Genomic DNA, 12,801 nt, shown 5'->3' with positions numbered 1-12,801 from the left:
ATGCCCGAGTTACGGAAAGATCCGGTCGTCGGCCGCTGGGTCATCATCGCGCATGAGCGGGCCAAGCGCCCGCACGACTTCAAGTCCGAAGCCCCTCCGCGCCAGGAGAGCCAGGTTTGCCCGTTCTGCGAGGGGAACGAGCACATGACCCCTCCCGAAATCCTCGCTTACCGCGACTACGGGGCGCGGCCGAACGGGCCGGGATGGCGCATCCGGGTCGTCCCCAACCGCTTCCCCGCGCTCAAGATCGAGGGCGACCTGAACAAGCGGGGGGACGGCATCTACGACATGATGGCGGGCGTCGGGGCCCACGAGGTCATCATCGAGAGCCCTCGCCACCACGTCAGCGTCTCGTCCCTCGCCGAGGAGAATCTTCGCGAAGTCCTCTGGGTGTACCGCGACCGCCTCGTCGATCTCAAGAAAGACAAGCGGCTGGTCCACGGCATGCTGTTCAAGAACGTCGGCGAGGGGGGCGGGGCGAGCCTTGAGCACACCCACAGCCAGTTGATCGTCACGCCGATCGTGCCGATCTCGGTCTGGGAAGAAATGACCGGCGCCCTGGAGTTTTTCAACTACCGCGGCCGTTGCATCTACTGCGACATGGTTCAGCAAGAGCTTTCCGCCGAGAAGCGAATCGTCCTGGACTCCCCCCATTTCACGGCCTTTTGTCCGTACGCCAGTCGGTTCCCGTTCGAGACCTGGATCGTCCCCAAGACGCATGCGAGTCACTTCGAGAACATCCCCAAGCCCGGGGTGGATGATCTGGGCCAGGTCTTGCACCAGGTGCTCGGCAAACTGGAGCTGGCGCTCGATTCTCCGTCGTACAACTACATCATCCACACGGCTCCCTTTGACCATTCGGAACTTCCGCACTATCATTGGCATATCGAAGTGATTCCCCGGCTGACGAAGGTTGCGGGGTTCGAGTGGGGGTCGGGATTTTACATCAATCCGGTCCCTCCCGAGGACGCGGCGGCCTTCCTCCGCGAGGTTGAGGTGGTTCCTTCGTATGCGCACACCGCGTTGCGAGAGCGAGCGCCGGGAAGTCGTCTCCAGCCGCATGCGTCGAAGGTCCCCTGATCGCCAGTGGATCGACGCCGATCCGTGGCCCTTGCAGAACGCGTGATGCCCCTTCCAGCCGGTCTTCTCGCCTGGCTTTCTCGCGTCGATCCGAGGGGCCGACCGTCGCCCGGCGGCCCAGTCGAAACCGTCTTCTCAATCGTTGCAATTCGCCGATCCCCGCAGGCGCGGCGCGTGTCGGCTCGCCCGGATTCCGTCGTCATCCACGAGGCTCGTCCATGTCGAATCTGCGCCTGATCCTCGCGCTTCACAATCATCAGCCCGTGGGGAATTTCGACGGCGTCTTCGAGGCCGCGTACCGCGACAGCTACCTGCCGTTCATCGAGGTTCTCGAGCGGTATCCCGAGATCCCGTTCGCGCTGCACACGTCGGGGCCGTTGCTCGAATGGCTGGTCGACCAGCATCCCGACTACATCGAGCGGGTTCGCGCGTTGGTCGAGTGCGGGCGGGTCGAGATCCTGGGCGGCGGCTTCTTCGAGCCGATCATGACGATGATCCCCCACGTCGATCGCGTGGGGCAGATCCGCGAATTCTCCGCCTATTTGGAGGAGCTGTTCACCGCCAAGGTTCGCGGCATGTGGATGCCCGAGCGGGTGTGGGAGCAGCACCTGGTCTCGGCGATCGCCGAGGCGGGAATCGAGTACACGATCCTCGACGACTTCCATTTCGAGCGCGCGGGCGTCTCGGGCGACGACCTCTTCGGCTATTACTTGACCGAGGACGAGGGCCGCTTGCTGAAGGTGTTTCCGGGATCGGAAACCCTTCGCTACACGATCCCGTTCCAGGAGCCGCACGCCACTTACGAGTTCCTCCGCGGCCTGGCCGCGCGCCGGCCGGGGGCGACGGTCGTCTGCGCCGACGACGGCGAGAAGTTCGGCTCGTGGCCCGAGACGTATGACCACGTTTATAAGCGAGGCTGGCTCACGCGGTTCTGCGACATGATCGTCGGCAACCGCGACTGGCTCGAAACGACCACCCTGGGCCGGACGGTCGACGCGACGCTGCCGCTGGGCAAGGTCTACATCCCCGACGGTTCGTATCGCGAGATGACTGAGTGGGTCCTCCCGCCCGGCGATCATCACGAGTACGAGAAGGCCGGCAAGCTGGTGCGGTCTCACGACCAGTCGCATCAGATCAAGCCGTTCTTCCGGGCGGGCGGTTTCTGGCGGAACTTCAAGGCGCGCTATCCCGAGAGCGACGAGATGTACGCGCGCATGCTCGGCCTCTCGAAGCGGTTGACGGCCCTCGCCGCCCGGCCCGACGCCGATCCCGACTACCTCGACGTCGCCCGCCGCGAGCTGTACCGGGGCCAGTGCAACTGTCCGTACTGGCACGGGTCGTTCGGTGGTTTGTACCTTCCCCACCTCCGGAACGCGATTTACCGCGCTCTGATCTCGTGCCACAACGCGCTCGACGAAGCCGAGGGGAAGTCCGGCCCGCGCGTCGCGCTTGAGGTCGGCGATTTCAACCTCGACGCCCGCCAGGAAGTACGGCTCGAAAACGATCGGCTGATCGCCTTCGCGCGCCCGGCGCAGGGGGGACAGGTCTACGAGCTGGACGTGCGCGAGGTCGCGGTGAACGTCCTCAGCACTCTCGACCGGCGTCCCGAGGCGTATCATCAGACGATCCTGGACACGATCCGGACGCGCGGGGCGGCCGATCCCACGGGCGTCGCGGCGAGCATCCACGACCGCGTCGTTCTCAAGCAAGACAACCTCGACGACCTGATCGTCTACGACCGCCATCCGCGCAAGGCGTTCGTCGATCATTTTTATCCGCTCGACGTGACGCTCAACGACCTGATCGCCGCGCGCGACGTCGAGCGCGGCGATTTCGTGGCCGGCGCCTACCTGGCGAAAGCCCACCGCGAGACCGACCGCGTCGCCCTCGTGATGGAGCGTCCGGGCTGGGCCGACGGCCATTCGATCCGCATCCGCAAGACGATCGAGCTGGCGGCGAGTTCTCCCGCGCTGGAGGTCCGCTACGTGTTGGAAGGGCTGCCGGCCGGCGCGTGTCTTCATTTCGCCGTCGAGATCAACCTCGCGGGGATGGCCGGGCACGCCGACGACCGTTATTATTCGAATCTCGCGGGCGACAAGTTGGGGATGCTCGACTCCCGGATCGATCAACAGCACCTCGCCGGGCTGAGCCTCGCCGACGAATGGCTCGACCTGGCCGTCGGCCTGAGCTGGACCAAGCCCGGCGGCGTCTGGTGCTTCCCGATCGAGACCGTGAGCCAGAGCGAGGGGGGGTTCGAGGGCGTTTACCAGTCGTCGGCCGTCGTGCCCCACTGGCACGTCACGGGCGACGAATCGGGCCGCTGGGAAGTCGCGATCCGTCTGTCGGTCGATTCGTGGAAACCGGTCGAAGCCGCCGCCGCCCGGTTCCGCGCCAGCCTGGCCGAGGTTTAAGCGTCGACGAGTCCGGAGCCCGCTTCATGTTCTGGCCGTTTCGCCGCCGAGGAACGCCTGAGCCGCCGCCGCGACCGTCGGTCGACGCGGCGTCGATCGTTCGTCGCGCGCGGCGGCTGCGATTCCGGATCAGGCCCGAGACGGTCCTCCAGCTCGCCGGCGCCTATCATGGCGCCCGACCGGGCGTCGGCCTGACCTTCGCCGAGCTTCGCGCCTACGAGCCGGGCGACGACGTCCGCCACATCGACTGGAACGTGACCGCCAGGCTGGGCAAGCCGTTCGTGCGGCGGTTCGTCGAGGAGCGCTCGTTCGTGCTCTGGCTGATCGTCGACGCCTCTGCCAGCATGAGGTTCGGCCGCGAGAGCCAGACCAAGGCCGACCGCGCCGCGCAGGCCGCCGCGCTGCTGGCGACGGCCGCGATCCACAACGGCGATCGCGTGGGCCTGCTGATCGTCAGCGACCGGATCGAACTCGATCTCCCCCCGGCCGGCGGCGTCCGCCATCTCTCGCAGGTCGTCCGCGCGCTCGTGGCGACGCCGACCACGTCGCGAAAGACCCAGTTGCACGCGGCGCTCACGCGTATCCGGCGGTCGTCGCGTCGCGCGATGGTCGTCGTCCTCAGCGACTTCGAATCCGAGGAGCCGATCGGCCTCTGGCGGCGCGCCAGCCGCCGACACGACGTCATCGCGGTCCGCATCGTCCACCCGCTCGAAGAACGGCTCCCCGACGTCGGGCTCTTGATGCTTGAAGCCGCCGAACAGAGCGGCCGGATGGTGGTCGATTCCCACTCGTTGCGGCGTCGGCGATCGTATGCGCGCCAGGCCGACGAGCGGGAGCAGGCGTTCGTCCGCTGGTGCATCGGCGCCGCGATCGACGGCTTTCGGATGTCGACCGAGACCGAGCCGCTTCAGACGCTCATGGAACTGTTCGCGCGCCGCGCCGCGCGTCGGAGCAAGCCGTGAGCCAGGCACCCGAACAAGCCCTCGTCCCTCCCCGTCCGAACCCCGGCCCCGAGCCCTGGAGCGGCGACGGCGGCCTGGCGAACCCATTGCTCATCGTGGCGGTCGCCGCCGCCGGCCTGTCGGCGGTCTGGCTCTGGCGTCGTCGTCGCCGGGTGAAGCAACCGAGCCGACCGCCGACGCCGTCGCTGCCGCTCGACGAATCGCCCGAGGCCCGCTTGCTCGCCCTTTGCGAACAGGTTCGAGGTACGTTGTCCTCGCGATTCGGCCCCGGCCTGCGCGCGCGGACGACCGAGGAGATCGCCGTTGATCTGCAGATCCTCGACCTGCTCGGCGTCGAGCGCTTCGACCGCCTGACGGAACTCCTTCGCACCGGTGATCGACTCAAGTTCGCCCGGCAAGGCACTGCGGGCGCGGTCGTCGATCAGCTCGGCGAGCTTGTCGCCTGGGCGTCGGCGCTCGACACGCTCCCGCACCCGCCGCGGCCGGTCAATGATCAGAATCGCCGATCTCCTGGCGAGCGAAACGGACGCCGATCTCCTCGGACCGACCCACCCCGGTCTTGAGCTTGATCCGCCAGACCAGCGGGCTCGCCAGGCGAGGCTCCTCGACCGGCTCGCTGACCAGGATGACGTCTTCGGCGCCGCCCGGCTCAACGGCGGGGAACGACTGGTTCTCGATCGACCATTCGCTCTCCATCGCCAGCTTGAACATCGCGATCCGCTCTCCGGACGCCGTCTCGATGAACGACGCTTCCGTAGGATCGACGGCGTCGCGGACGCTGGCCAGTTCGAGAGGCGTGAGACGGCGGTCGCTCGACTTGTTCCTGAGTCGAAGCGTCAGAACCAGGCAAGCCGGGTTCTCTCGGCGCTCGGCGTCCGGGTCGACGATCCTGTAAACCCGAACGTTCTGGAACAGAACCACGATCGGGGTGACTTCGAGATCACCGATGACGAGCGGCTTGCCCAGGCCCGTCACCCGGTCGGCGGGCAGCGACGAGACCGGCGCTCGCTTTGGAGCCGAGACCTTCGCCCAATCAATCGCCGGCAGGGACGACGATACGGAGCCGCCATGATCCGCAGTGGGCCGGGAAAGGCCTCGACCCGTCCAGAGAACCCAGGCAAGGGCCAGCGTAACCGCGCTCGCGTAGCTGACGAGCAGCAGTGTGGGCAGCGAGTACGGCGGCTTCGAGTCGTAGCCAGCGTGTCCTTCGATCTCATCGCCCGAAACCTCGGCCGTCGCGCGTTTCTTGGCCACGGAGTCGGACGACGGCGCGAGTTGGATGCCGATGTCGAGGCCCAGGGGGTCCGAAGTGCTCGCCGACGCCGGCATGCTGAACGTTGCGAGCGGCTCATGAGCGCCGCCTGGAATCGACTCGGGCGGCGACGTCGCGGAAGGGTAGGCCGAGCCCAACATCGGGTCGGGCTCAGGCTTCTCGATCGACGTCGTGAGAATCAGGCTGATGTCGTCGGCGGTGGTGGTTTCGGGAACGACGAGCGGCTGGCCGGCGTTCGGAGGCGACGAGGGGGGGAAAGGCCCGGGCGACGATTCGGAGTCGGAAGACGCCAACGCGTCAGGGAACGGCGTATGAGGCGGCTCGGTGAGCGGGTTGCCGGTGATCATTCCAGAATTCCCGTGAAGCCCAAGCGCTGCTCCTCGCAAAACTCGATGGATGCGAGAACGATGGCTATAGCGATACTCAGTCTATCGGACCGTGTGTCGCCGTGGCGAGCCTGTGTTTTTTACAAAGCGCTATTTTCCGCGTCATGTCCCATAAGACGCCCGATCCGACTCAATTTGCGGTACGCAACCAGACGGTCGTGCCCGGCCCCGCGGAAAGCACCCGGCCGGCGTCGCCGTTGACGACGGCGACCTCGACCCAGCCGCCACTGCCCAGGAGGGCGACGAGTGATCCCGTGGGGCGGTCGCCGTAGGTGCGCACGATTCCCTCGACGCGCTGGCCGGCGATCTCCGCAACCCAATCCTTGGCGGCCCGTCCGGTCAGGTGCTCTTCCTTGATGTTGGTGATCAGGTTGCCGAACGTGTCCTTGAAGATCACCTCGCCGATGCAGCCGTTCTCGGTGGGAGTCGGCTCGAAGTTGCGGAGCGTGATGAACCTGGAGACCGCCGCGCCCAGCTCGGCGGGATCTCCGCCCTTGATCAGATGAGCGGCGGCGGGGGCCAGGATGTCGCGGCCGTGGAAGGTCGGCGAGATCTCGCGGCGGGCGAGGTTGGGGTTGGTGATCTCCCAGACGCCCTGAGACGGGTGCCCGCGCGAGACGCCCGTGATCACGCCGTTGTCGGGCAGGACGAACCACTGATCGGCCGCCTTGACCGCGATCAGTTTACGGTCGGTTCCCACGCCCGGATCGACGACCACGAGATGGACCGTGCCGGCCGGAAAGGCGTCGACGATCCCCGCGAGCACGAACGACCCTTCGAGCACGTTCTGCGGCGCGATCGAGTGGCAGACGTCGACCAGGGCGGCGCCGGGCGCCAGGCCCAGGAGAATCCCCTTCATCGCCGCGACGTAAGGGCCGATCTGCCCGAAGTCCGTCGTCAAGGTGATGATCCCCGGCTTCATCCCGACCTCCGATCCGGACTCCCAGCTTCCTGAGGACGCGCTCACGATCCACTTGCCTCATAAGTCGCGGTGATTCGCGAGGTCATCCCGCCGCGGGGGTTGAAAAGCCCGACGATCTTCATTCGCAGGGGCTGGCACGAGCCCGTGAGGTCGTCGAGGATCGTGTTGATGGTGTGCTCGTAGAAGATGCCTCGGTCGCGAAACGCGAACAGGTAGAGCTTCAGGCTCTTCAGCTCCAGGCACGTCGCGGCCGGGACGTAGGTGATCACGATCGTCCCGAAGTCGGGCTGGCCGGTCTTGGGGCAGACCGCCGTGAACTCCGGACAGGTGATCTCGATCTCGTACTCGCGATTCGGGAACTGGTTGGGGAACGTCTCCACCGCGGCTGCCATGTCGTTTCCTCGGCCCTGGGATCGTCCGATGAGTCGGACCTCGGATCGCGCTGGAAGACCTGCCCCGGCGCGTTCCGGTTCTGTGTGAATTTTAATACGAGGCTCCCAATGAGTATTCTAGGCTTCGGAAGACCTCGCGCGGTAGTCGTTTCGATCGCCGGTGTTGTCGCCGGATCGAACTAGCCGGTCGGCGGATCGTCGGTTTCGGTCGTCGCGGCGGGTGGACTTCCGCATTGGGTGACGACCGCGCGCGGGGGATTACGAATTTCGCGCGGCGGATCGCGGCTCGACCATGGTATGATTGAGGATTCATGAAGCCAGACCGTCGTTGCGAGGCGGATATCGGAGAAGCTCGACCGTGGTCCGACGGAGCCGCGCGGTCTTTTCTCGGTGAGCCCTTGATTCCTTGACGCTTTTTGCTAAATGTGTTGGTAACGCAGGTTTCTGGCCTCGATGGGTTCTTCAACGCATGACGTGCTGGCCCGGAGAGGCTCGCGTGCGGGACCGGCCTGTTCGCTTCAGTAACCTTGATTTGGTGCGGTTCCCGTCCCCGACAGGAGTTTCCCGATGTCGCAAGGCCCCCGCCGTCTCCTCCGCCTGGAAACCGTCGACGGAGTTACCGTCGTCAGCTTCGTCGATACGAAGATCGTCACCGAAGAGCAGATCCAAGAAGTGGGCGAGCAGCTTTACAGTCTGGTCGAAGATGAAGGCCACAAGAGCCTTCTGCTGAACTTCGGGAACGTCCAGTACCTCTCCAGCGCCGCGCTGGGCAAGCTGATCAACCTCAAGAAGAAGGTCGCCGCCGTCAAGGGGAAGCTCAAGCTCTGCTGCATCCACCCCGACCTCCTCGAAGTCTTCCGCATCACCCGCCTCGACCAGGTCTTCGAGATCTACCCCGAGGAACAGACGGCTCTCGACAAGTTCTGAGCCGCCGTTTTCCGGTTCCGGTCGGCGCGACGACTCTCCGCACCGGCCGCCGGACGCCGGCCCGAGACCGCTCAGATTGATTTTCGGCACGGCGGTCTTGCGCCCCTTGAAGGACGCGGGCCGTCTTTTTTTTGGCGGACCGCCGATGGCCGACGCTTCACTGACCCCGATGATGCAGCAGTATCGCGAGTTGAAGGCCCGCGACCCCGACGCGATCCTGCTCTTTCGGATGGGCGATTTCTACGAGATGTTCGGCGAGGACGCCGTCCGCGCCTCGGCCGTGCTCGGCATCGCGGTGACCACCCGCGACCGCGACAAGGGGGATCAGGCCGTTCCGATGGCCGGGTTCCCTCACCCCGCGCTGGAGACGTACCTGGCCAAGATCGTCCAGGCCGGCCTGCGCGCCGCGGTCTGCGAGCAGATCGAAGATCCCAAGTTGGTCAAGGGGCTGGTCAAGCGCGACGTCGTCCGTGTAGTCACACCGGGCACGCTCACCGAGGAAGCTCTGCTCGATCCTCGCACGGCCAACTATCTGGCGGCCGTCGTCGAGGTCGGGACGAAGGTGGGGTTGGCCTGGGTCGAGCTGTCGATGGGTCGGTTTTCGCTCACGAGCCTGCTCCGGACTGAGCTGGCCGACGAGATCGCGCGGCTGTCGCCCGCCGAGACCCTGGTCTCGGAGCTGAGCGTCGACGCCCCCTGGCTGCGTTCCCTGCGCGCCCAGCCAGGCTTCGCCGTGACGATCCGGCCGTCGTGGGACTTCCAGGCCGAGCAGGCCCGGAAGACGCTGTTCGATCAGTTCGGCGTCACGACGCTCGAAGGCTTCGGCGTTGACGACCGCAATCTGGAGATCCAGGCGGCCGGGGCGCTGGTCGCTTATCTTCGCGAGACGCAGAAGTCGTCGCTCGGGCATATCACGCGACTGACGCCCTACCGCCGGGCCGACGTCCTGACCCTCGACGAGACGACCCGGCGCAGCCTGGAACTCGTCCGGACGCTCCGCGAGGGCAAGCGCGAGGGCTCGCTGCTTCAGGTGATCGACCGCACCACGACGCCCATGGGGGCCCGGTTGCTCGCCGAATACGTGACCTCGCCACTCACCTCCCCCGCCCTCATCGAGGAGCGTCTGGGGGCCGTCGACGAGCTGGTGAACGACGCGACCCTTCGCGGCGAGTTGCGCGAGGCGCTCGGCGAAGCCTACGACCTGGAGCGGCTCGCCGCCCGCGTGGCCACCGGCCGGGCCAACCCGCGCGACCTCTCGTCGCTGGCCCGGACGCTGGCGCTGCTGCCCCGGATCAAGGCTCGGCTCACGGCGAGGCGATCGCAGCGGCTCTCGCGACTTGAGGGCGCGATCGAGCTTTGCCCCGAGGTCCGCTCGTCGATCGAGGCCGCGCTCGTCGACGACCCGCCGCTCACGATCAAGGAAGGGGGCCTGATCCGCCCCGGCTACCACCCCGAGCTCGACCGTCTGCGGTCGGCCTCGAAGGAAGGCAAGTCGTGGATCGCCAAGTATCAGACCGACCAGATTCGACGCACGGGCATCTCCGGTCTCAAGGTCGGCTTCAACAACGTATTCGGCTATTACATCGAGATCTCGCACTCCCAGGCCCAGCGCGGCGAGGTCCCCGCCGAGTACATCCGCAAGCAGACGGTCAAGAACGCCGAACGCTACTACACGCCCGAGCTGAAGGAGTTCGAGAACGAGGTCCGCAACGCCGACGAACGCGCCAACGCACTCGAATATGAGCTGTTCACGAGCCTTCGCGATCGCGTCTCGGCCGATGCGCCCCGGCTGATCCAGGCGGGCTCCGTGCTGGCCCAGATCGACGTCCTCTCGGCGCTCGCGGAACTCGCCGCGCGACAGGGCTACTGCCGTCCGGAGATCGTCGCCGACCCGGTCTTCGAGGTCGAGGCGGGTCGCCATCCGGTACTCGACGTCGTGTTGCCGCACGGCGACTTCGTCCCCAACGACACGCGACTCGGCCCCGACGACGGCAGCCTGCTGCTCATCACCGGCCCCAACATGGCGGGTAAAAGCACCTACATCCGCCAGGTCGCGCTGATCGCGATCATGGCCCAGATGGGAGGGTTCGTACCCGCTCGGCGAGCCCGGATCGGCGTCGTCGATCGGCTGTTCGCCCGGGTCGGGGCGACCGACGAGCTTTCGCGCGGGCAGAGCACGTTCATGGTCGAGATGACCGAGACGGCCAACATCCTCAACAACGCGACGCCGCAAAGCCTGGTGATCCTCGACGAGATCGGCCGGGGGACGAGCACGTTCGACGGCGTCTCGCTCGCCTGGGCGATCACCGAGCACCTTCACGACGTCGTCGGCTGCCGGACCCTCTTCGCCACTCATTACCACGAACTGGTGGAGCTGGAGAAGACCAAGGCCCGCATCCGCAACGCCAACGTCGTGGTCAGCGAGAGCCAGGGGGAGATCGTCTTCCTCCACCGGATCGCGCCGGGTGGGGCCGACCAGAGCTACGGCATTCACGTCGCGCGACTGGCCGGGGTGCCGTCCCCCGTGCTCGATCGAGCGCGCGAGATCCTCGCGTTCCTCGAAAAGCAGCACGGCCCCGATCCGGGCCTCCCCGAAGGGCCGATCCGCCGCAAGGTGAAGACCGCCCGCTCCCTGCAAGGAAGCCTCTTCGCCGCGCTCCCCGAGCCCCTCGTCGCCGAGCTGCGCCAGACCGATCTCGCCACGTTGGGCCCGGACCAGGCCCTCGATCTGCTCAAGCGGCTGCGCGAGCTGGCCGGCTGAACGGTCGCCACACCTCCTGAAACAGGGCTGACGCCATGATGAACGCGACTCGGTTCCGAACGCTCCTCATCACGGCCTGTGCGGTGGTCGGATCGCCTCCGAGCGACGCCCTCGCGGCTCGGCTCCGGGCGGGCGTCGCCAAGGTGGACATCACGAACACCGGGGCCGGACCGATCAACGACCCCTTGTTCGTCAAGGCGCTCGTGATCAAGGACGACGCCACGACGGTCGTGGTCGTCACCGTCGACGCGGTCGCCATCGGCGAGATCGGGCACATCCGCAACGACTATCTGTCCAAGGTTCGGTCGCGGCTGGAGAAGGAACTCGGCATCAAGCCCCAGAGCGTTCTCGTCAACGCCAGCCATTGCCACGGCGTCGTGTGCGCGGACGTTGATGAGCGGACCTTTCAGGCGGTGAAGCAAGCGGCGAGCCATCTGGTTCCGGTCAACGTCGGCGCGGGCGTGGGCCACGAAAACCGGATCATGGAGAACCGCCGGCTCAGGCTGAAGAGCGGCAAGGAGGCCGACGTCCGCCACGCCTACGCGCTGCCGCCGGACGAAGAGGTCGTCGGGACCGGTCCGGTCGATCCGGAGATCGGCGTCCTCCGGCTCGACCGCGAGGATGGGCGGACCCTGGCCGTCGTCTACAACTTCGCATGTCACCCCATCATGGGAGTCCCGAGCGGCGGCAACACCGCGGACCTCACCGGCTTCGCCTCGAAAGCGATCGAGGACAACCTGAGCGATGGGACGATCGCCCTGTTCCTTCAGGGGTGCGGCGGCGACGTCAATCCGGCGCTGTACAAGGACGTCGACAACCCTCGGAACGCGGAGCCCCTGGGGAACTTGCTGGGCCTCAGCACCTTGCGGGCGCTTAAGACGATCCGGAGCAAGGACGACGGCCGGCTGAAAGTCATTCACGAGACGATCGCCCTGCCGAGGGCCGACGTCGCCAAGCGGATCATCGCCATGGAGTCCGAGCAGCAGGCCTTGCTCCAGTCGTTGCAAGGCACGAGCCTCAATCTCAAGACGTTTCTGCCGCTGGCCGTGAAGTACGGGGTGTCGGGTGATTACCCGTCGTACTATTCGCACCGCTACATGTCCGAGAAGGCCGCGGGGCGTGACGACCTGACCAGGCTCGACGCCGAGAACCGCGTGAACATGAAGCAGTACGTCGACAACATCCACATCATGGAGCAACTGACCAGGACGCAGACGAACCTGGCCCTGTTGCGGAAGCACCAGGCCGACAACGCGGCCGCCGGGTCGAAGACGGTCGACGTCGAGGTGTTGGGCGTGCGGGTCGGCGACTTCGTGCTGGTCACGTTCCCTGGCGAATTGACCGTGCAGACCGGGCTCGACGTCAAGCAGGCGTCTCCCCACGACCTGACCTTCGTCGCGGGGTACACCAACGGATACATCTACTACGCGCCGACCGCCGAGCAGCTCAAGAACGTCGGCGGGGCCCAGGAAGACAGCGACTGCATCCTCGCGCCGGAATGGCAGAAGATCTACGAGGACACGGTCGCTGAGTTGCTGAAGAAGCTGTGAGGAGGCGCATCTCTCCCTCCTACATCGACAGATCGAGCACCGACTGCTTCGTATACGACGACCCGGCGAGGCTCTACAATGGCGCGTGAGCGATCCCGCCGCGTCGTGCGCGCGGCTCGGGCGTCGCCGGGCCTACC

The 12,801-nt window shown here is 66.4% G+C and carries 10 protein-coding genes; 7 read left to right on the top strand and 3 right to left on the bottom strand.

Annotation, left to right across the window (positions count from 1 at the left end; translation table 11 throughout):
* The 4 genes from galT to BSF38_RS30955 all read left to right on the top strand — a co-directional run bounded on the left by galT (position 1) and on the right by BSF38_RS30955 (position 5,016).
* Positions 1 to 1,080: a galactose-1-phosphate uridylyltransferase gene (galT, locus tag BSF38_RS24870; RefSeq protein WP_083713420.1), complete on the top strand. Its 1,080-nt coding sequence runs from the start codon at positions 1 to 3 to the stop codon at positions 1,078 to 1,080.
* A 218-nt stretch (positions 1,081 to 1,298) separates the two neighbouring features.
* Positions 1,299 to 3,491 carry an alpha-amylase/4-alpha-glucanotransferase domain-containing protein gene (locus BSF38_RS24865; protein ID WP_076349762.1) on the top strand — a complete coding sequence of 731 codons (2,193 nt, stop codon included), beginning with the start codon at positions 1,299 to 1,301 and terminating at the stop codon, positions 3,489 to 3,491.
* A gap of 26 nt (positions 3,492 to 3,517) precedes the next feature.
* The gene (locus BSF38_RS24860; RefSeq protein WP_076349761.1) at positions 3,518 to 4,453 is read left to right on the top strand and encodes a DUF58 domain-containing protein; all 936 of its coding nucleotides are present in this window, start codon (positions 3,518 to 3,520) and stop codon (positions 4,451 to 4,453) included.
* Positions 4,450 to 5,016, top strand: a complete 567-nt coding sequence (locus BSF38_RS30955) for a hypothetical protein (RefSeq protein ID WP_145952310.1) — start codon at positions 4,450 to 4,452, stop codon at positions 5,014 to 5,016. The genes BSF38_RS24860 and BSF38_RS30955 overlap by 4 nt, the downstream gene beginning before the upstream one ends.
* Here the strand turns inward: BSF38_RS30955 and BSF38_RS24850 are convergent.
* From BSF38_RS24850 to queF, 3 genes are all read right to left on the bottom strand, one after another.
* Positions 4,940 to 6,073, bottom strand: a complete 1,134-nt coding sequence (locus BSF38_RS24850) for a hypothetical protein (protein ID WP_076349759.1) — start codon at positions 6,071 to 6,073, stop codon at positions 4,940 to 4,942. The two genes, BSF38_RS30955 and BSF38_RS24850, sit on opposite strands and share 77 nt — an antisense overlap.
* A 169-nt stretch (positions 6,074 to 6,242) precedes the next feature.
* Positions 6,243 to 7,079 carry an SAM hydrolase/SAM-dependent halogenase family protein gene (locus BSF38_RS24845; RefSeq protein WP_237170605.1) on the bottom strand — a complete coding sequence of 279 codons (837 nt, stop codon included), beginning with the start codon at positions 7,077 to 7,079 and terminating at the stop codon, positions 6,243 to 6,245.
* Complete coding sequence (queF, locus tag BSF38_RS24840; RefSeq protein WP_076349757.1) at positions 7,076 to 7,426, bottom strand: preQ(1) synthase; 351 nt, start codon at positions 7,424 to 7,426, stop codon at positions 7,076 to 7,078. Before queF ends, BSF38_RS24845 begins: the two co-directional genes overlap by 4 nt.
* A 567-nt stretch (positions 7,427 to 7,993) precedes the next feature.
* Here queF and BSF38_RS24835 point away from each other — a divergent pair.
* The 3 genes from BSF38_RS24835 to BSF38_RS24825 all read left to right on the top strand — a co-directional run bounded on the left by BSF38_RS24835 (position 7,994) and on the right by BSF38_RS24825 (position 12,664).
* Positions 7,994 to 8,353 (top strand): STAS domain-containing protein, encoded by a 360-nt coding sequence (locus BSF38_RS24835; RefSeq protein WP_076349756.1) that lies wholly within the window; start codon positions 7,994 to 7,996, stop codon positions 8,351 to 8,353.
* A gap of 145 nt (positions 8,354 to 8,498) precedes the next feature.
* The gene (gene mutS / locus BSF38_RS24830; RefSeq protein WP_076349755.1) at positions 8,499 to 11,114 is read left to right on the top strand and encodes a DNA mismatch repair protein MutS; all 2,616 of its coding nucleotides are present in this window, start codon (positions 8,499 to 8,501) and stop codon (positions 11,112 to 11,114) included.
* 35 nt (positions 11,115 to 11,149) lie between these two features.
* Positions 11,150 to 12,664 (top strand): hypothetical protein, encoded by a 1,515-nt coding sequence (locus BSF38_RS24825; protein WP_237170604.1) that lies wholly within the window; start codon positions 11,150 to 11,152, stop codon positions 12,662 to 12,664.
* Positions 12,665 to 12,801: the final 137 nt, after the last annotated feature.

It is taken from the genome of Paludisphaera borealis, assembly GCF_001956985.1.
Taxonomy (GTDB): Bacteria; Planctomycetota; Planctomycetia; order Isosphaerales; family Isosphaeraceae; genus Paludisphaera; species Paludisphaera borealis.
This window is presented reverse-complemented; position numbering and strand designations above follow the sequence as displayed.